Source organism: Paracoccus panacisoli (genome assembly GCF_042435015.1).
Classification (GTDB): Bacteria; Pseudomonadota; Alphaproteobacteria; order Rhodobacterales; family Rhodobacteraceae; genus Paracoccus; species Paracoccus panacisoli.
Genome location: NZ_JBHMQU010000069.1, coordinates 1 through 17,858, shown reverse-complemented (window position 1 = coordinate 17,858; position 17,858 = coordinate 1). Strand labels below are relative to the sequence as shown.

Annotated in this window: 15 protein-coding genes and 1 tRNA gene; 6 read left to right on the top strand and 10 right to left on the bottom strand. The window is 70.9% G+C overall.

Going from position 1 to position 17,858, the window contains the following annotated elements:
* Positions 1–661: 661 nt before the first annotated feature.
* Positions 662–2,221 (bottom strand): glutamine-hydrolyzing GMP synthase, encoded by a 1,560-nt coding sequence (gene guaA / locus ACFHYO_RS13045; RefSeq protein ID WP_394320949.1) that lies wholly within the window; start codon positions 2,219–2,221, stop codon positions 662–664.
* Positions 2,222–2,389: 168 nt separating this feature from the next.
* The gene (locus tag ACFHYO_RS13040; protein ID WP_394320948.1) at positions 2,390–2,998 is read right to left on the bottom strand and encodes a thiamine phosphate synthase; all 609 of its coding nucleotides are present in this window, start codon (positions 2,996–2,998) and stop codon (positions 2,390–2,392) included.
* A gap of 875 nt (positions 2,999–3,873) precedes the next feature.
* Between ACFHYO_RS13040 and ACFHYO_RS13035 the strand changes: the two genes are divergently transcribed.
* The 3 genes from ACFHYO_RS13035 to ACFHYO_RS13025 all read left to right on the top strand — a co-directional run bounded on the left by ACFHYO_RS13035 (position 3,874) and on the right by ACFHYO_RS13025 (position 7,872).
* Positions 3,874–4,641: an RNA methyltransferase gene (locus ACFHYO_RS13035; protein WP_394320946.1), complete on the top strand. Its 768-nt coding sequence runs from the start codon at positions 3,874–3,876 to the stop codon at positions 4,639–4,641.
* A gap of 592 nt (positions 4,642–5,233) precedes the next feature.
* Entirely contained in the window at positions 5,234–6,379 is a 1,146-nt protein-coding gene (gene ctaA / locus ACFHYO_RS13030; protein WP_036705109.1) for a heme A synthase, read from the top strand.
* Positions 6,376–7,872 carry a carboxypeptidase M32 gene (locus ACFHYO_RS13025; RefSeq protein WP_394320944.1) on the top strand — a complete coding sequence of 499 codons (1,497 nt, stop codon included), beginning with the start codon at positions 6,376–6,378 and terminating at the stop codon, positions 7,870–7,872. Before ctaA ends, ACFHYO_RS13025 begins: the two co-directional genes overlap by 4 nt.
* Positions 7,873–7,975: 103 nt before the next feature.
* Here ACFHYO_RS13025 and ACFHYO_RS13020 read toward each other — a convergent pair whose 3' ends face one another.
* The 4 genes from ACFHYO_RS13020 to ACFHYO_RS13005 form a co-directional block, all read right to left on the bottom strand.
* On the bottom strand, positions 7,976–8,638 hold the full coding sequence (locus ACFHYO_RS13020; RefSeq protein WP_394320942.1) for an SDR family NAD(P)-dependent oxidoreductase: 663 nt from the start codon (positions 8,636–8,638) through the stop codon (positions 7,976–7,978).
* Between the two features lie 82 nt (positions 8,639–8,720).
* Positions 8,721–10,076: a glutamine synthetase family protein gene (locus ACFHYO_RS13015; RefSeq protein WP_036705115.1), complete on the bottom strand. Its 1,356-nt coding sequence runs from the start codon at positions 10,074–10,076 to the stop codon at positions 8,721–8,723.
* Between the two features lie 37 nt (positions 10,077–10,113).
* Positions 10,114–10,734 (bottom strand): FMN-binding negative transcriptional regulator, encoded by a 621-nt coding sequence (locus tag ACFHYO_RS13010; RefSeq protein ID WP_394320940.1) that lies wholly within the window; start codon positions 10,732–10,734, stop codon positions 10,114–10,116.
* On the bottom strand, positions 10,734–11,471 hold the full coding sequence (locus ACFHYO_RS13005; RefSeq protein ID WP_394320976.1) for a type 1 glutamine amidotransferase: 738 nt from the start codon (positions 11,469–11,471) through the stop codon (positions 10,734–10,736). Before ACFHYO_RS13005 ends, ACFHYO_RS13010 begins: the two co-directional genes overlap by 1 nt.
* A gap of 167 nt (positions 11,472–11,638) precedes the next feature.
* Here ACFHYO_RS13005 and ACFHYO_RS13000 point away from each other — a divergent pair, with 167 nt between their 5' ends.
* Entirely contained in the window at positions 11,639–12,784 is a 1,146-nt protein-coding gene (locus ACFHYO_RS13000) for an aminotransferase class V-fold PLP-dependent enzyme (protein WP_036713111.1), read from the top strand.
* Between the two features lie 33 nt (positions 12,785–12,817).
* On the opposite strand, the gene ACFHYO_RS12995 is transcribed toward ACFHYO_RS13000, so the two are convergent.
* A tRNA-Ser gene (locus ACFHYO_RS12995) sits at positions 12,818–12,907 on the bottom strand.
* Positions 12,908–13,200: 293 nt separating this feature from the next.
* On the opposite strand from ACFHYO_RS12995, the gene miaB reads away from it, so the two are divergent.
* On the top strand, positions 13,201–14,508 hold the full coding sequence (gene miaB, locus ACFHYO_RS12990) for a tRNA (N6-isopentenyl adenosine(37)-C2)-methylthiotransferase MiaB (RefSeq protein WP_394320938.1): 1,308 nt from the start codon (positions 13,201–13,203) through the stop codon (positions 14,506–14,508).
* Here the strand turns inward: miaB and ACFHYO_RS12985 are convergent.
* The 3 genes from ACFHYO_RS12985 to proS form a co-directional block, all read right to left on the bottom strand.
* Entirely contained in the window at positions 14,505–14,798 is a 294-nt protein-coding gene (locus tag ACFHYO_RS12985) for a CcdB family protein (RefSeq protein ID WP_036705573.1), read from the bottom strand. The genes miaB and ACFHYO_RS12985 overlap by 4 nt on opposite strands.
* A 3-nt stretch (positions 14,799–14,801) precedes the next feature.
* Entirely contained in the window at positions 14,802–15,020 is a 219-nt protein-coding gene (locus ACFHYO_RS12980) for a type II toxin-antitoxin system CcdA family antitoxin (RefSeq protein WP_394320937.1), read from the bottom strand.
* Positions 15,021–15,150: 130 nt separating this feature from the next.
* Positions 15,151–16,509 carry a proline--tRNA ligase gene (proS, locus tag ACFHYO_RS12975; protein ID WP_394320935.1) on the bottom strand — a complete coding sequence of 453 codons (1,359 nt, stop codon included), beginning with the start codon at positions 16,507–16,509 and terminating at the stop codon, positions 15,151–15,153.
* Between the two features lie 189 nt (positions 16,510–16,698).
* Here proS and ACFHYO_RS12970 point away from each other — a divergent pair.
* On the top strand, positions 16,699–17,858 hold a 1,160-nt coding region (locus ACFHYO_RS12970; protein WP_394320934.1), incomplete at its 3' end, for an AI-2E family transporter.

Here is a 17,858-nt window from a genome sequence, read left to right as displayed (position 1 = left end):
GACGGCCAGGCGTGCAGCGATGTCAACGGCCTGAACGGTTCGTTCGAGGCGGGTCGTTGGGGGCGGAACCCCATGCTGTCGGGCAAAGAACCCGCCTAGAAACCGCCTGCGTGGCAGTGGCGCTAGGCGGACGGGTCGGTTCATAAAGGCGTATGGCAGTCAGGCGATAGGCGCCGATGGGTCTGTGCGGGCTGCGGTCTCGGACGACCGCCTCCACGACCATCAACCGCGATATGCCCACAGCCGCGGTCATTCCGGCGGCGCGACATCCGCCCGCCGCGCACTGACGGGGATGCTTGGCAGTAGGGCCTGCCTCGCGCTCTGTTGGCAACGTCACCGAAACCGATGCGGCGGCAGGCCGAAGGCCATAGCGAGACTATCGCTTGGAACCGGGTCCCGACTTGTTACGCCCTCAGCCTCTCATCCTCTCAGCCCTTCGTCGCGGAACCCGTGAACCCTGTATCCATTAGCCGTGCAATCCATTACCCGCGCATCCGTCAGCCGTGCAGCGCGCGAGTCGGGCAGACTATCCGCAGTGCATCCGCTTAGACGCGAAGTCCATCGCCCGCGGCTCCTCAGCGATGCAGCTTATCCGCCACGCAGCCTCGCATGCCATGAACCAAACCCCCGCCGACCGCTGCCCTGTGAAGAACAGCCGCCCCTACTCCCACTCGATCGTGCCCGGCGGCTTCGACGTGATGTCGTAGGTCACCCGGTTGATCCCCTTCACCTCGTTGATGATCCGCGTCGCGGTCTCGCCGAGGAAGGCGTGGGAGAAGGGATAGTAATCCGCCGTCATCCCGTCGACCGAGGTCACCGCGCGCAGCGCGCAGGCAAAGTCGTAGGTGCGCCCGTCGCCCATCACCCCCACGGTGCGGACCGGCAGGATCGCCACGAACGCCTGCCAGATCTCGTCGTAGAGGCCGTGGCGGCGGATCTGGTCGATGAACACCGCGTCGGCCTTGCGCAGGATGTCGAGCTTCTCGCGGGTGATCTCGCCGGGGCAGCGGATGGCGAGGCCGGGGCCGGGGAAGGGGTGGCGGCCGATGAACTTCTCGGGCAGGCCGAGCTCGCGGCCGAGCGCGCGGACCTCGTCCTTGAAGAGCTCGCGCAGCGGCTCGACCAGCTTGAGCCCCATCTTCTCGGGCAGGCCGCCGACGTTGTGGTGCGACTTGATCGTCACCGAGGGGCCGCCGGTGAAGCTGACGCTCTCGATCACGTCGGGGTAGAGCGTCCCTTGCGCGAGGTATTCGGCCCCGCCCACCTCGGCCGCGTGCTTCTGGAACACCTCGATGAAGAGCCGGCCGATGGTCTTGCGCTTCACCTCGGGGTCGCTGACGCCCTCGAGCGCGCCCAGGAACAGGTCGGACTCGTCGGCGTGGACCAGCGGGATGTTGTAGGCGTCGCGGAACATCGCCACGACCTCCTCGGCCTCGCCCTGGCGCAACAGGCCGTGGTCCACGAAGACGCAGGTGAGCTGGTCGCCGATCGCCTCGTGAATCAGCACCGCCGCGACCGAGCTGTCCACGCCGCCCGAGAGGCCGCAGATCACCTTGCCGTCGCCGACCTGCTCGCGGATGCGGCGGATCGCCTCGTCGCGGTAGCCGGCCATCGTCCAGTCGCCGGTGAAGCCCGCCATGCGCACGAAGTTTTCCAGCATCACCCGGCCGTTCGGGGTGTGGTGCACCTCGGGGTGGAACTGCACGGCGTAGAAGCTGCGGGCCGGGTCCGCGATCATGGCGAAGGGGGCGTTGGGCGAGGTGCCGATCACCTCGAAGCCGGGGGCGAGCGCGGTGACGCGGTCGCCGTGGCTCATCCACACCTCCTCGCGCCCGGCGGCGAACAGCCCGGCGAAGATCCCGTCGCCCGAGTGGCCCGGCGCGGGGGTCACGAAGGCGCGGCCGTATTCGGCGTGGTGGCCGGCCTCGACCGAGCCGCCGAGCTGCGCCATCATCACTTGCTGGCCGTAGCAGATGCCGAACACCGGCACGCCCATCTCGAACACCGCCTGCGGGGCGCGGGGGCTGCCGGGGCGGGTCACGCTGTCGGGCCCGCCCGACAGGATCACCGCCTGGGGCGCGAGCGCCCGCAGGGCCGCGTCGTCGAGGCTTTGGTACGGGTGGATCTCGCAATAGACGTTCAGTTCGCGCAGGCGGCGCGCGATCAGCTGCGTCACTTGGCTGCCGAAGTCGATGATGAGGAGGCGCTGGTGCTGGGTCATGGGCCGCTGTTACGCCGCGCATCCGCGCCGGGCAAGGGGCTGGCTGGTGCGCGCGCCATGCCGCCGCGCAGGCGCAGGGAATCAGCAGAAGGGTCAGGAGCCACAGCATCCGTGCAGGCTGGCACGGGGCGGGTGAAGATCAGGTTAAACTCGGGCGAGAGGCCCGGCTCAGCCGGGCCAGAGCGCGCTCAGCGCCTCGGCCGGGTCGGGCGCCTGCCAGATCTCGGGCCCCAGCGCGATGAAGTCGGCGACCGGCCAGACGGCGCGGATCAGGGCCGCGTCGAGGGCGCCTTCGGCGACCACGGGCACCTCGATCACCTCGGACCACCACTGGAGAAGCTCGAGGTCCACGGGGGTTCCCGGGCCAAGCGCGGTGGGGCCGAGGGGGCCGAAGCTGACGTAATCGGCGCCCGCCTCGCCGGCGTTCATGCCCTCGTGGCGCGAGGCGCCGCAGAAGGCGCCGACGATGGCATCGGCGCCGAGTTCCTTGCGGGCATGGCGGACGCCGCGCGCCCCGTGGGTCAGGTGCACGCCGTCGAGCCCGTGGCGGGCGGCGAGTGCGACGTGGTCCTCGATCACCACGGCGACGTCGCGGGCGTGGGCGATCTCGCGGGCGAGGTCGGCGATGCGGGCCAGTTCGGCCTCATCGCCGGCGCCCGAGAGGCGGAGGCAGGCGACGGGGTGTGCGTCGAGCACCGCGGTCAGACGGGGCGCGAGTTCCGAGGCCGGCAGGCGGGCCGGGGCGATGAGGTAAAGCTGCGGGGCGTCCTCGGTCATCTGCGGCTCTCCTGTCGGGCTGGGGACGGGGGATAGCGCAGCGGGGCGGGCGGGGGAAGGGCCGGTTGGTTGGGGCGGGGGCGACGGGGCACGCGCAACGTTCGGTGGAGGCGGGCGAGCGGGCAACGGGGGCGGCGCGCAACGCTCGAAAATGGGTTAGATTTCATGGATTGGCGTATGAATAGATTGGATATTGTAGAAATCTGTTATGCACGACCCGTTCACCGTTCGTGCATCGTTCATGCGATCTTCATGCACAGTTCATGCGTACGATTCGGCGCTTCAGTCCCGCCAAGCTCCGCGCCGTGAGGGCGAGACTTCCTAGGCACGCGGGGGCGTGTCGCGCGAATGCGGACGATGACCCGCCTGCCTCCGTCGGACGCGGGCACAACCGAAAAGCGGCCTCTCCGGCGATCAGCTTGCAGCCGTCGCGTGGGGCGACGAGGGGGGCCGCCGCGGGTGGCGCGTGCTGATCCCTGTTGCTCTGCTGTGGGCCGCGCGGAGGGGCGGTCAGGTGGGAGCTTTTTCGGGGGCGAGGCAGCCGCGGCGTGAGTGATGCACGGGACCAGGTTGCACCGCCGACGAGCCTTCTGAATATCGCTGTCCCGGGGCCGTTACACGCGCCGAGGCGCCACCCGGAGATGCCGTGCGGGGCGCCGGGTCCGCCACGTTGATGTGCGGCGCGAGGCCGCGGCCAAGACGCCGATCTGACTCGCCGACGCGCGTCCGCTAGGGGCGGCGGAAAAGAGGCTCGTGCCAGCAGGGGACGCGGCGCCTTCGATCGGGACCAGTTTAGGGGCGGCGTGGACGGCGACGGCCGGCGGAACCCGCCGCTCACCCTTGCCCGCGCGGCCGGGTTTCGCTACCGCGCGGCCATGTCCATCACCCCCGTTCAACCCGTCGTCATCCTCGTGCGCCCGCAGATGGGCGAGAACATCGGCGCCGCCGCGCGCGCGATGCTGAACTTTGCCCTGACCGACCTGAGGCTCGTCGCGCCGCGGGACGGGTGGCCGAACCCGCGGGCGGTCGCCATGGCCTCGGGCGCGGCGGGGCAGGTGCTCGACCGGGCGCGGGTATTCCCGACGCTGGCCGAGGCGATGGCCGACATCGACACCGCCTATGCCACCACGGCGCGGGGGCGCGAGTTGACCAAGCCCGTCCACACCCCCGCCACCGCCATGGCCGAGGCGCGGGCGCTGACCGCGGAAGGGCGGCGGGTGGCGCTGGTCTTCGGGCCCGAGCGGGCGGGGCTCGACAACGACGACATCGCGCGTGCCAGCGCCATCGTGACGGTGCCGGTCAACCCCGCGTTCCCCTCGCTCAACCTCGCGCAGGCGGTGCTGCTGATGGGCTACGAGTGGGGCCGCGAGGCGCTGCCGCCCGAGCCTGCGCCGGCGGGGCGCCGCCCGGCGGGCGAGCTCCCGGCGACGCGGCTCGAGATCGAGCGGCTCGCCGATCACTGGGAGGAGCGGCTGACCGCGGCGCGGTTCTTCTTTCCCGAGGACAAGGCGGCCTCGATGCGGCTGACGCTGCGCAACCTGTGGTCGCGGCTGCCGCTGACCCGGGGCGACGTGCAGATCTTCCACGGGATGATCCGCCAACTGACCTGGCGCGGGCGGGACGGAGACGGGCCGGGGGCGTGAGGGCGTCGCGGGGCTGCTGACGTTAAGCCGGGGTCTGGGGCGGCTAGAACGGGCGGCCGCTTGGAGGCAAAACGCGGAGCGGTATGAGGCGCCCGCCGGAGTGACAGAGGACCTGCCGGATGCGGTGGCCCCGGCGTCATTTGGGTATTAGGGCCAGAAAGAAGCCGGACCCTTCAGTCTGCCGGAGGCGCTGCGTTTTGTCGGGAAGGGGCGTCCGTGCTGGCCGGCGCACCCATCCCTTGAGCCTGCGGCGCTCAATCGCCGTCCCGGCGCCAACCGCGCGCTACCCCCGCCCGCCCGCACCCGCGTCGCCCCGGAGCCGACCACCCGCCACCCCAGTCCGCCCGCACACCGGCCAGCCCTGCGGCCACCGCGTTACCCCCGCGCGCCGCACCCTTGCCATCTTGGCACACGTGCCACCTCAGCCCGCGCCACCCCGACGCGAACGACGCGCTAAGCGAGGCCGCCCGGACGCTATCCGCCGCGCCGCCCCGGCAGCCGCCCTCACCCCCTCCGATTGACCTTTCCCCCCGCCAAGGCCACTGTGCGCCCGCAATTCGACCCCCCACACCTGCCCAGGAACACCCTCAACATGGCCAAGCGCCCGATCTTTCAGGAGGTCTCGGACCTCGCCCCGGCGGCGCAGCTTCCCCAAGGCGGGATGATCGACGCCGCCCCCAAGGGCGCGCGCGGCGCCATCCGGGCCTGGCTCGTGGTGCTCTTCGTCATGGTCGCGGCGATGATCGCCCTCGGCGGCGCGACGCGGCTGACCGGCTCGGGCCTGTCGATCACCGAGTGGAAACCCGTGACCGGCGTCCTGCCGCCGCAGGGCGAGGCCGCCTGGACGGCCGAGTTCGAGAAATACCAGCAGATCCCGCAGTTCCATCAGGAGAACCCGACGATGGACCTCGCCGGGTTCAAGCGCATCTACTGGTGGGAGTGGGCGCACCGGCTGCTCGGGCGCGCGGTCGGCGCGGTCTGGGCGCTTGGGTTCCTCGGGTTCTGGCTCACGAAGCGCATCCCGCCGGGCTGGACCCCGCGGCTGCTGACGCTGGGGGCGCTCGGCGGGCTGCAGGGGCTCGTCGGCTGGTGGATGGTCAGCTCGGGGCTGGTGGCGGGGATGACCTCGGTCGCCTCGTACCGGCTGGCGGTGCACCTCGGGCTCGCCTTCGCCATCCTCGGGCTGATCGCCTGGTACGTGCTGCAGCTGTCGCGGCCCGAGGCGGCGCTGATGCGGGCGCGGCGGGCGGGCGAGCCGAAGCTCTTTTCCATGTCCACCGGGCTGATGCACCTCGCCTTCGTACAGATCCTGCTCGGCGCGCTGGTGGCGGGGATCGACGCGGGGCGGCAATACACCGGCTGGCCGAAGATGGGCGGCGAGTGGGTGCCGGCGGCGATCTGGGACAGCGCGCTCGGCTGGCGCAACTTCTTCGAGAACGCCGCGACGGTGCAATTCACCCACCGGATGGTGGCCTATCTGCTGACGATCTTCGCGGTGGTGGTGTGGCTGCGCGCCCGCCGCTCGCCGCATCCGGTGACGCGGGGGGCGTTCACGGTGATGCTCGCCGCGGTGGCGTTCCAGGTGGTGCTGGGCATCGTCACCATCATGCATGGCGCGCCCCTGCCCGAGGCGCTGGCCCACCAGCTTGGCGCGGTGGCGCTGTTCGTGCTGATCATCCGCGCCCGCCACCATGCGCGCTATCCATTTGAAACCAGTGTCCGGGGGACCATCCGATGAGCAACTCCACCTCTGCGATGGTCGAGCTGATGGCGTTTCAGCGCCAGACCGAGGCGCTGTCGGCGGTGGCCGAACGGCTGGCCTGGGACCAGGAGACGGTGATGCCGCGCGGCGCCGCCGAACAGCGGTCCGAGGAAATGGCGGCGATGGAGGCGGTGCTGCACGAGCGCCGCACCGACCCGCGGCTGGGCGAATGGCTGGACGCGGCGACCCCCGAGAGCGACCGCGAGGCCCGCATCCTCGAGCTGATCGGGCGCGAGTTCGCGCGGGCGAGCGCGATCCCGGTCGATCTCGCCACCGAGATGGCGCGGCTGACCAGCCTCGCGCAGGGGATCTGGGCGCAGGCGCGGGCCAACGACGCGCCGGGGGATTTCCTGCCGACGCTCGACCAGATCGTGGTGCTGAAGCAGGACGAGGCGGCGGCGCTGGTCGCGGCGGGGTTCGGCGGCGGCGACGCCTATGACGCGCTGCTGGACGACTACGAGCCGGGGATGACGCAGGCCGAGCTAGAGGCGCTTTACGGCGAGATGCGGCCGCGGCTGGTCAGCCTGCGCGAGGACGTGCTGGGGGCCGAGAACCCGCCCGCGGCGCTCGAGGGGCGGTTCCCGCAGGAGATGCAGCTGCGGCTCGCGCGGGCCTGCGCCACGGCCTTCGGCTACGACTGGAACCGCGGCCGGCTGGACATGGCGGTGCATCCGTTCTCGTCGGGACGCTGGCAGGACAGCCGGATCTCGACAAGGGTGGTCGAGGCGGACCCGTTCAACTGCATCTACTCGACCATCCACGAGGTCGGCCATTCCAGCTACGAGCTGGGGATCGACCCCGACCACGCCTTCACGCCGCTCGGGCGGGGGGTGTCGATGGGGGTGCACGAAAGCCAGTCGCGCATCTACGAGAACCAGATGGGGCGGGGCCGGGCCTTCACCGGCTGGCTCTACCAGCGGATGTCGGACATGATGGGGGGGCTGTCGGTCGCGGACGCGGATGCGTTCTACCGCACCGTCAACCGGGTCCAGCCGGGCTACATCCGCACCGAGGCCGACGAGGTGCAGTACAACCTGCACATCATGATGCGCTTCGACCTCGAGCGCGACCTGATCTCGGGGCGGCTGGCGGTCGATGACCTGCCCGAGGCGTGGAACGCGCGCTTCCTCAAGGATTTCGGCGTGGCGGTGGACCGGCCGGCGAACGGGATGCTGCAGGACGTGCACTGGTCGGTCGGGCTCTTCGGCTATTTCCCGACCTATGCGCTGGGGAACGTCTACGCCGGCTGTCTGAACGAGGCGATGCGGGCGGCGGTGCCGGACCTCGACGAGAGCCTGGCCCGGGGCGAGGCGGGGCCAGGGGTCGAGTGGCTGCGCGAGAACCTGCAGCGCCACGGCGGCCTGCTGCCGCCGCGCGAGCTGGTCGAGACGGCGACCGGCGCCGCGGTCAGCCCCGAGCCGCTGCTCGACTATCTGGAAGAGAAGTTCGGGGCCATCTACGGCCTGTAAACGCCACCGAGGCGGGGGCGGCACGCAGCGCCCCCCCCTCGGGCTGGACTTAAATATCCCCGCCGGAGGCTCCCCAGCCCGCCACCCCGCGCGGGGGGTGGGGTCAGAGACCGAGTTCGCCGAGGATGCGGTCGGCCTCGGTGCCGCAGGGGGTCAGCGCGGCGCGGTCCTCGCCGGGGTAGAAGCGGGCGCGCACCCCGGTCGGCATCGGCGCGGGCGCGGCGATGACCACGCGCGGGCCGAGCCGCGCGGTCTCCGCCTGCCAGCTGCGCGCCAGCGCCATCTGCGCGGCCTTGGTGGCGCCGTAGGCGCCGAAGAACGGCTGGCCGCCGCGGGCGTCCTCGAAGAACAGCGCGGTGCCGCCGCGGGCGCGCAGCAGCGGCTCGAACAGCGCGATCAGCCCGTGGGTCGCGGCAAGGTTGACGGCGATGGATTTCTCCATGTCCTTCGGATCGACATGGGGGGCGGGGGCGAGCGGGGCCGCGTGGATCGCCGCGTGGACCCACAGGTCGATGCCGCCCCAGCGGTCGAGCACGGCGCGGGTCAGCTGGATCATCGCCTCGGGGCTGGCCACGTCCATCGGCGCCAGCGTCGCCTCGCCGCCGCGGGCGCGGATGCGGTCGTCGAGCTCCTCGAGCGCGCCGGTGGTGCGGGCGACGGCGACGACGTGGTGGCCGCGGCCGCCGAGCCGCTCGGCGAGGGCGGCGCCGAGGCCGCGCGAGGCGCCGGTGACGATGGCAAGCTTCTGGTCGGACATGGCGGGCACCCCTCTTTGCCCGGGGGGCTTGCCACCGCGCGGCGCGCGCCGCAAGACCCCGCCCGCTCGGGCCGCGCCCGGCGCCGCCGGGTCAGACGTTCAGCAACAGGTGCTCACGCTCCCACGGGCTGATGACCTGCAGGAACTCCTTGTATTCGTTGCGCTTGACCGATTCGTAGACGGCCACGAACTCGGAGCCGAGCACCTCGCGCATCGGCGCGCTTTCGACCATCTCGTCGAGCGCGTCGCCGAGGTTCGTGGGCAGCTCGTCGTCGCCCATGTAGGCGTCGCCCAGGCATTCGGCGCGCGGGTTGTCGGACTCGACCAGCCCCAGATAGCCGGTGGCGAGCGACGCCGCGATCCCGAGATAGGGGTTGCAGTCCATCCCGGCGAGGCGGTTCTCCACCCGCCGCGCGTCGGGGCCCGAGATCGGCACCCTGAGCCCGGTGGTGCGGTTGTCGCGCCCCCACTCAAGGTTGATCGGCGCCGCGAAGTCGGGGACGTAGCGGCGGTAGCTGTTGACGTAGGGTGCGAGCAGCGCGACCGCGGCCGGCAGGTGGCGCTGCATCCCGGCGATGAAATGCAGGAAGGCGGGCGTCTCGCGGCCCTTCTCGTCCGAAAAGATGTTGCGGCCGGTCTCGGCCTCGACCACCGAGTGGTGGATGTGCATGGCGCTGCCCGGCTCGCCCTCGATGGGCTTGGCCATGAAGGTGGCGAAACAGTCGTGGCGCAGCGCCGCCTCGCGGATCAGGCGCTTGAAGAAGAAGATCTCGTCGGCCAGCTTGACCGGGTCGCCGTGGGCGAGGTTGATCTCGACCTGGCCCGCGCCGCCCTCTTGCAGGATGCCGTCGATCTCGAATCCCTGCGCCTCGGCGAAGTCGTAGATGTCGTCGATCACCCGGCCGTATTCGTCCACCGCCGACAGCGAATAGGCCTGCTTGGCCGCCGCCCGCCGCCCCGAGCGGCCCATCGGCGGCTGGATCGGCTGGTTCGGGTCGATGTTGCGGGCGACGAGGAAGAACTCCATCTCGGGCGCGACCAGCGGCTTCCAGCCCTTGTCGGCGTAAAGCTGGACCACGCGCCGCAGGACGTTGCGGGGCGCGACCGGCACCGGGTTGCCCTGCTGGTCATAGGCGTCGTGGATCACCTGCAGCGTCACGTCCGCCGTCCACGGCGCCGCGGTCGCGGTCTCGAAGTCGGGGACAAGGATCATGTCGGGCTCGGTGAAGGCGCCCGAGGGGTTGTCGGCCCATTCGCCGGTGATGGTCTGCAGGAAGATCGAGTTCGGCAGGTAGAAGCTTTCCTGCCGCGCGAACTTGGACGCGGGCATGGCCTTGCCGCGGGCGACGCCGGCGATGTCCGAGACGATGCACTCGACCTCATCGAGGCGGCGGCCGTCGATATAGGTCTGCGCGGCGCGGGGCAATCGGGTCAGCCAGTCTGACATCGGGGACTTTCCGCCGGGGCTGCCGGCTTGATCGGGTTCATGGTGTCAGGGGGATGTGGTCGGCCATCGCGTGGCCGGCGCGGGCGAGGCCGTGCGCCACCCCCGCGCGGTCCGCGGCGCTGCGGTTCTGGCTGGCCTTCCACTTGCCGGCCAGCGCGGTCATCGGCAATTCCAGCCCGACGATCCCGCGCAACTGCGCCGCGACGAAAGGGGCGGGCGCGTCGGCGACCGACCACGGGTCGGGGCGCTCGGCCTCGAGCCGGTCGGTCAGGTCGGTGACTTGAGCCGCGAGCCAGTCGGGTTCGTCGATCACCTGCGGCACGCCCCGGACCTGCACCATGAGGAAGTTCCAGGTCGGCACCACCCGGCCATGTTCGGCCTTGCTGGCGTACCAGCCGGGCGAGACATAGGCCTGCGGCCCCTGAAACACCGCGAGGACCGGGCGACCGGCGGCCTGCGCCGCGCGCAGCTCGGCCAGCTGGGGGTTGGCGCGGGCCAGATGGGCGCGCAGGACGCCGTCCTCGGCGGTCATCGGGATGAGGTTGGCGGTCGGCCCGGTGTCGTCCCCCGTCGTGACCAGCAGCGCCAGCGGATGCGCGGCGATCAGCGCCAACAGCACCTCGGGGCGCGTCTCGTCGAAGGCGGGGGGCGTGTACATCAGGCGGCCGTCTCGCGATCGGGACGGGCGCCTGCGTCCGGTTCGGCGGCCGGGACCGGCGCCCGCGCGCGGGGGGTGCGGAAGAACGCCTCGATCCGGTCGGCCACGAGCCGCGCGTCGGCGCTGCCGCGGCGGGCGCGCGCGGCCTCGATCAGCGGCTCGGGGACGCTGCCGCCGCGATGCTCGATCAGCCCGTCGATGAAGGCGTCGGGAAACTCGGGGTGGGCCTGCACCGAATAGGCGCGGTTGCCGTAGAGCAGCGCGGCGTTGGCGCAGAAGGGGCTGGTGGCGACCACCTCGGCCCCCTCGGGCGCGGTCACGACCTGGTCCTGGTGCCAGGCGTTCAGCGTCACCGTCTGGCCGGCGAAGTCGTAGTCCTGTGCCCCCACGGCCCAGCCGCCCTTGTGTTTCTCGACCCGCCCGCCGAGGGCCTGGGCGATGATCTGGTGGCCGAAGCAGATGCCCACCACCGGCACCCCGGCGGCATAGGCCGCGCGGATGAAATCCTCGAGCGGGGGGATGAACGGGTGGTCCTCGTAGACGCCGTGGCGCGAGCCGGTGATCAGCCAGCCGTCGGCGGCGTGGATGTCGGGGGGGAACTGCATCGCCTCGACATGGTAGCTGTCGAAGTCGAAGCCGCGCCCGCCGAGCAGCCGCTCGAACATCTGGTCATAGTCGCCGAGCGCGCCGCGGATGACCTCGGGCGACTGGCCGGTCTTGAGGATGCCGATCCGCATCGGGAATTGCCTCTGCATGGGGGTGTCTGCCGTTACCGCCAACCTAGGCACGGGGCAGGGGGTGCCGCAAGGGGGCCGCGGGGTGGGGCCGGGGTGCTCTCGCGGCGGCTGGCCTTGCCGGGCCGGGGGGTCTAGTCTCGCCCCACAGGCGAGCAGAGGAGCAGGCGATGGACGGATTGCGCCCCGACGGCAAGAGCGTGGTGGACCCCGACGGTCTGATGGAGTTCTCGGTCGTCTTCACCGACCGCAGCCTCAACCACATGTCGCAGAAGTTCCAGGCGGTGATGCGCGACATCTCGGCCATCGCGCGCGAGGCTTACGGCGCCGAGGCGGTGGCCGTGGTCCCCGGCGGCGGCACCTTCGCGATGGAGGCGGTGGCCCGCCAGTTCGCCCGCCACGCCGACGCGCTGATCGTGCGCAACGGCTGGTTCAGCTTCCGCTGGACCCAGATTCACGAGGCCGCCGCGATGGAGGGCGAGGCCGCCGTCGAGATGGCCCGCCCCGCCGGCAATGACCCCCAGCCGGCCTTCGCCCCCCCGCCGATCGAGGACGTGGTGGCCGAGATCCGCGACAGCCGCCCGGCGGTGGTGTTCGCCCCCCACGTCGAGACCTCGGCCGGGCTGATCCTGCCCGACGACTACATCACCGCGCTGGCGGCCGCGGCGCACGAGGTCGGCGCGCTCATGGTGCTCGACTGCATCGCCTCGGGGGCGATCTGGGTCGACATGCGCGCCACGGGCGTCGACGTGCTGATCTCGGCCCCGCAGAAGGGGTGGAGCGCGCCGCCCGCCGCGGGGCTGGTGATGTTCTCGCCCGAAGGCCTCGCGCGGCTCGAGGCGACGACGAGCGACAGCTTCGCGCTGGACCTGAAGAAGTGGCGCGCGATCATGAAGGCCTACGAGGACGGCGGACACGCCTATCACGCCACGCTGCCGACCGACTCGCTGCTGGTCTTGCGCGACGCGATGGTCGAGACGCGCGAGATGGGGTTCGAGGCGGCCCGCGCGGCCCAGTGGGACCTGGGCGAGCGGGTGCGCGCGGCGCTGGCCGAGCGCGGCTTCGCCTCGGTCGCGGCGCCGGGCTTTGCGGCCCCGGGGGTGGTGGTGAGCCACACGACCGACCCCGAGATCCAGAGCGGCCGCCGCTTCGCCGCGCTGGGGATGCAGATCGCCGCGGGCGTGCCCCTGCAGGTCGGCGAGGGGCCGGATTTCCGCACCTTCCGGCTGGGGCTCTTCGGGCTCGACAAGCTGAAGGACGTGGAGGGCACGCTGGCCCGGCTGACCGGGGTGCTGGACCGGCTGGGCGAGGGGTGAGGGACTCCCCGGGCGGGCGGGGGACAAGCTTGCTGGCGGAGGCGGTGGGATTCGAACCCACGGTGGGGTTGCCCCCACGTCGGTTTTCAAGACCGGTGCATTCAACCACTCTGCCACGCCTCCCGCGGCCCGGCTGCGTAACCCGCCGCGGGGCAGGGGGCAAGGGCCGTTCCCCGGCCGTGACCGGCCTTGAGAGCGGAGCGTGGACTTCGGGGGCGTTGCTTCTTACGTCAGGCAAATGGTCGGCCCGGGTGCCTGTCCGTTTTGACCCGGTGACGATAAGAGGATATCGGGTCGGCGCCAACGTCTTGGCCCAGCGATTGCCGGGTCTGCAGAGTGCCGAGCCGCTATGCTCTGCGGTCAACGCATCGCGTGATCTAAGTTTCGTCCGACCCAGAATTGCCGAAAGTCAGCCCATGACCGACCAGAGCCCCAAACGCCTGTTCATCAAGACCTACGGGTGCCAGATGAACGTCTATGACAGCCAGCGCATGGCCGAGGCGCTGGGGGCCGAGGGCTATGTCGAGACCGACCGCGCCGATGACGCCGACATGGTGCTGCTCAACACCTGCCACATCCGCGAGAAGGCGGCCGAGAAGCTCTATTCCGACCTCGGGCGGCTCAAGCCGCTCAAGGCCGAGCGACCGGACCTCAAGATCGGCGTGGCGGGCTGCGTGGCGCAGGCCGAGGGCGACGAGATCATCCGCCGGATGCCGCTCGTCGATCTGGTCGTGGGCCCGCAGGCCTATCATCGCCTGCCTGCGATGGCGCGGGGCGAGGCGCCCGCGGTGGACACCGAGTTCCCGGCCGAGGACAAGTTCGACCACCTGCCCGAGCGCCGCGCGACCCGCCGCCATCCGGCCGCCTTCCTGACCGTGCAGGAGGGCTGCGACAAGTTCTGCGCCTTCTGCGTCGTCCCCTATACCCGCGGGGCCGAGGTCAGCCGCCCGGCCGCGCGCATCCTGTCCGAGGCGCGGGACCTCGTGGCCCGCGGGGTGCGCGAGATCACGCTGTTGGGCCAGAACGTCAACGGCTGGCATGGCGACGGCGCCGAGGGTCTGGGCGAGCTGATCCGGCAGCTCGCTGGGATCGAAGGGCTCGACCGCATCCGCTATACGACCAGCCATCCCAACGACATGGCCGACGACCTGATCGCCGCGCACCGGGACGTGCCGCAGCTCATGCCCTATCTGCATCTGCCGGTGCAGTCGGGGTCGGACCGGGTGCTCAAGGCGATGAACCGCAAGCACACGCGCGACGACTATCTGCGGCTCGTCGACCGCATCCGGGCGGCGCGGCCGGACATCCTGCTGACCTCGGATTTCATCGCGGGCTTCCCGGGTGAGACGGATGCCGACCACGCCGACACGCTGCGGCTGATCGAGGAGGTGGGGTTCGGCACTGCGTTCTCCTTCAAGTATTCGCCGCGCCCGGGCACGCCCGCGGCCGGGCGGGCGCTGGTGCCTGAGGCGGTGGCGGATGCGCGGCTGCACGAGATGCAGGCGCTGCTCACCCGCCAGCAGAAGGCGGCGCAGGAGGGGATGGTCGGGCGCACGCTCGGGGTGCTGTTCGAGAAGCCGGGGCGGATGCCCGGGCAGATGGTCGGCAAGTCGGACTATCTGCATTCGGTCTTCGTCCAGGCGCCCGAGGCGGCGGTGGGCGATCTGGTGGAGGTGCGCATCATCGCCAGCGCGCCGAACTCGCTGGAGGGGGTGCTGGCCTAGAAGCCGTGGGTCAGCAGGTCGATGGCGCGGAACAGCTCGTCGCGGAATGCGGCGGCTGACCCGCGGGGCGGGCCGAGCGTCGCGGGCCGCATCGCCGTCAGCTGGGGGACGCGCACCAGCCAGCTTTTGTCGTCATGAGTGATGAGCGGCGTCAGCCGACCGAGTTCGGCCCGTGCACCCTTCCGGAACATGGGCGCGACGAGACATGATTCGCGCAGGTCGATGAGGTCTGACTGCAGCACAACGACGTGCATCCCGTCGCTGAGCCGGTGGATGTCGAACTGCGCCAAAGGTCAGAACATCCGGTATTTCTCGAGCGGAAGCCCGTGCTCGCGCACCTCTTGCGCATAGGCCTCGAGCGCGGCGCGGTTTTCCTCGTTCCAGCGCCGATTGCGTTCCAGCTTGACGGCGTGGCGCAGCGCGTCTTCGGCGATGCGCGAGAGGTTCATGTCGTAGTCGCGGGCCTCGCGGACAAGGTCTTCCTCAACGGTCAGGTTGACGCGGGCGCGCATGGGCTTGGTCCTCGGCTTGGCCGCCCCCGCGGGGGACGGAATGTGTATCGAGAATGCGCATGGCGGCGCGACCCGTCAACCCGGCCCGTCGACGGGGGTCGACAGGCCGGCCCTCATTCGGTCCGTCGCCTCAGCCCCGATACGCCGCCGCGAACACCGGGGCGTAGATGTCGGCGAGCCGGGCTACGGCCTCGCTGGCCGAGACCTCGACCGACTCGCCGGTCTTGCGGCTGGTCAGCTCGACCACGTTCGCGGCCAGGCCGCGCGGGCCCACGGTGATCCGCCACGGCAGGCCGATCAGGTCCATCGTGGCGAACTTGGCGCCCGCGCGCTCGTCGCGGTCGTCGTAGAGCACCTCGAGCCCGCGCGCGGTCAGCTCGCGCTCCAGCGCCTCGCACGCGTTGTCGGTCGAGGCGTCGCCCTGCTTGAGGTTCACCAGCCCGACGTGGAACGGCGTGACGCCCTCGGGCCAGATGATGCCGCGGTCGTCGTGGCTCGCCTCGATGATCGCGCCCAGCAGGCGGCTGACGCCGATCCCGTGGCTGCCCATGTGGACCGGCACCCGCGCGCCGTCCGGGCCGACGACGGTCGCGCCCATCGGCTCGGAATACTTGGTGCCGAAATAGAAGATCTGCCCGACCTCGATCCCGCGGGCCGAGCGGCGGCGGTCCTCGGGGATGGTCTCGAACACCGCCGGATCGTGGGTCTCGTCGGTGCGGGCGTAGCGGCTGGTGAACTCGTCCAGCACCGCGCGGCAGGCGGCGGCGTCGTCATAGTCGATGGCGCGGTCGCCGAAGCGCAGATCGGTGATCTCGCTGTCATAGAAGACCTCGGATTCGCCGGTCTCGGCGAGGACCAGGAACTCGTGCGTGTCCTCGCCGCCGATGGGCCCCGAGTCGGCGCGCATCGGGATCGCCTGCAGGCCCATCCGCTCGTAGGTGCGCAGGTAGCTCACCAGGTGGCGGTTATAGGCGTGCAGCGCGTCCTCTTTGGTCAGGTCGAAGTTGTAGCCGTCCTTCATCAGGAACTCGCGGCCCCGCATGACGCCGAAGCGGGGGCGGACCTCGTCGCGGAACTTCCACTGGATCTGGTAGAGCGTCAGCGGCAGGTCCTTGTAGCTGTTCACATGGGCGCGGAAGATGTCGGTGATCATCTCTTCGTTGGTCGGCCCGAACAGCATGTCGCGGTCGTGGCGGTCCTTGATGCGCAGCATCTCCTGCCCGTAGTCGTCATAGCGGCCGCTTTCGCGCCACAGGTCGGCCGACTGCATGGTGGGCATCAGCACCGGGATGTGCCCGGCGCGGCCCTGTTCCTCGTGCACGATCTGCTCGATCCGGCGCAGCACCTTGAGGCCGAGCGGGGGCCAGGAATAGATGCCCGCCGCCTGCTGCTTGATCATCCCCGCCCTGAGCATCAGCCGGTGGCTGACGATCTGCGCCTCGGAGGGGTTCTCTTTCAGGACAGGCAGGAAATAGCGCGTGAGACGCATGGGGCAGCACCTTGGATGATTGCCCGCCTGCGTTAGCGGATCGGGGCCGCCCCGGCAACGGCAAGGGACGGCCCGGGGTCGGATGCGCGGGGGCGTTGCCCAAGACCCTTGCGCGCGGGGGGCGGGGACTGCATCACCGCAGGCATCTGGGCGAGGGCCCACGGGACGGGATCGAGGGCGGGGACGCAGATGCAGATGTCGGCGACGAAACAGGCGCTCTGGTGGGGCGGCGCGGCGGCGGTGCTGCTGTTGGCGCTGTGGCTTCTGGGCGGGGCGATCCTGCCCTTCGTGCTCGGCATGGGGATCGCCTACATGCTCGACCCGGTGGCCGACCGGCTCGAGCGGGCGGGGCTCTCGCGCACGCTGGCGGTGGTGTTCATCACGCTGATCGTGGTGCTGGCGCTGGCCGCGCTGCTCTTGTGGCTCGGCCCGCTGCTGGTGCGGCAGGCGGGGCAACTGGTCGAGTCGACCCCCGACCTGCTCAACAGCGTCCAGTCGATCGTGCGCAACCGCTTCCCCGAGTTCATGCCCGACGGCGGCATGATCGACACCGCGGTCGAGCAGATCCGCACGACGCTGACCAACTCGCTGGGCGGTCTGATGGGCACGCTCATGGGCTCGCTGCGCAGCGTGGTGGGCGTGTTCATGGTGCTGATCATCGCCCCGGTCGTGGCCTTCTACATGCTGCTCGACTGGGACCGGATGATCGAGCGCATCGACAACCTGCTGCCGCGCCAGCACGCGCCGACGATCCGCCGCATCTTCGCCCAGATCGACGACAGCGTGGCCGGCTTCGTGCGCGGCGAAGCGCTGGTGATCCTGATCCTCGCCACGCTCTATTCGACCGGGCTGATGCTGATCGGGCTGCCCTTCGGGATCGTCATCGGGGTGGCGGCGGCGCTCTTGTCCTTCATCCCCTATGTCGGCACGCTGGTCGGGGGCGTGCTGTCGATCGGGGTGGCGGTGGCCACCTTCTGGGGCGACTGGCCGCGGATCGGCGGGGTGGCGGCGATCTTTGCCGCCGGCCAGATGCTCGAAAGCAACGTGCTGCAACCCAAGATCGTCGGCGGCCATGTCGGGCTGCACCCGGTCTGGCTGATGCTCTCGCTGTCGGTGTTCGGGGTGATGTTCGGGTTTCTCGGCCTGCTGATCGCGGTGCCGGTCGGGGCCGCGGTGGGCGTCATCGTCCGCTTCATGGCCGAGCAGTACAAGGAAAGCGCGCTCTACACCGGGCGCGAGGTGATGCCCGCGCCCGCGCCGCCGATGCTGGTCGAGATGGTCCCCCCGGGAACCACCGCCGAGGCGCGGCGCCGGTCCGAGGTCGCCCACCGTGCCGCCGCCGCCGAGGC

Excerpts from the sequence above, each read along its gene's own strand:
- guaA (WP_394320949.1), bottom strand. The coding sequence starts at position 2,221 with ATGACCCAGCACCAGCGCCTCCTCATCATCGACTTCGGCAGCCAAGTG.
- ACFHYO_RS13040 (WP_394320948.1), bottom strand. The coding sequence starts at position 2,998 with ATGACCGAGGACGCCCCGCAGCTTTACCTCATCGCCCCGGCCCGCCTG.
- ACFHYO_RS13035 (WP_394320946.1), top strand. The coding sequence starts at position 3,874 with ATGTCCATCACCCCCGTTCAACCCGTCGTCATCCTCGTGCGCCCGCAG.
- ctaA (WP_036705109.1), top strand. The coding sequence starts at position 5,234 with ATGGCCAAGCGCCCGATCTTTCAGGAGGTCTCGGACCTCGCCCCGGCG.
- ACFHYO_RS13025 (WP_394320944.1), top strand. The coding sequence starts at position 6,376 with ATGAGCAACTCCACCTCTGCGATGGTCGAGCTGATGGCGTTTCAGCGC.
- ACFHYO_RS13015 (WP_036705115.1), bottom strand. The coding sequence starts at position 10,076 with ATGTCAGACTGGCTGACCCGATTGCCCCGCGCCGCGCAGACCTATATC.
- ACFHYO_RS13010 (WP_394320940.1), bottom strand. The coding sequence starts at position 10,734 with ATGTACACGCCCCCCGCCTTCGACGAGACGCGCCCCGAGGTGCTGTTG.
- ACFHYO_RS13005 (WP_394320976.1), bottom strand. The coding sequence starts at position 11,471 with ATGCGGATCGGCATCCTCAAGACCGGCCAGTCGCCCGAGGTCATCCGC.
- ACFHYO_RS13000 (WP_036713111.1), top strand. The coding sequence starts at position 11,639 with ATGGACGGATTGCGCCCCGACGGCAAGAGCGTGGTGGACCCCGACGGT.
- miaB (WP_394320938.1), top strand. The coding sequence starts at position 13,201 with ATGACCGACCAGAGCCCCAAACGCCTGTTCATCAAGACCTACGGGTGC.
- ACFHYO_RS12980 (WP_394320937.1), bottom strand. The coding sequence starts at position 15,020 with ATGCGCGCCCGCGTCAACCTGACCGTTGAGGAAGACCTTGTCCGCGAG.
- proS (WP_394320935.1), bottom strand. The coding sequence starts at position 16,509 with ATGCGTCTCACGCGCTATTTCCTGCCTGTCCTGAAAGAGAACCCCTCC.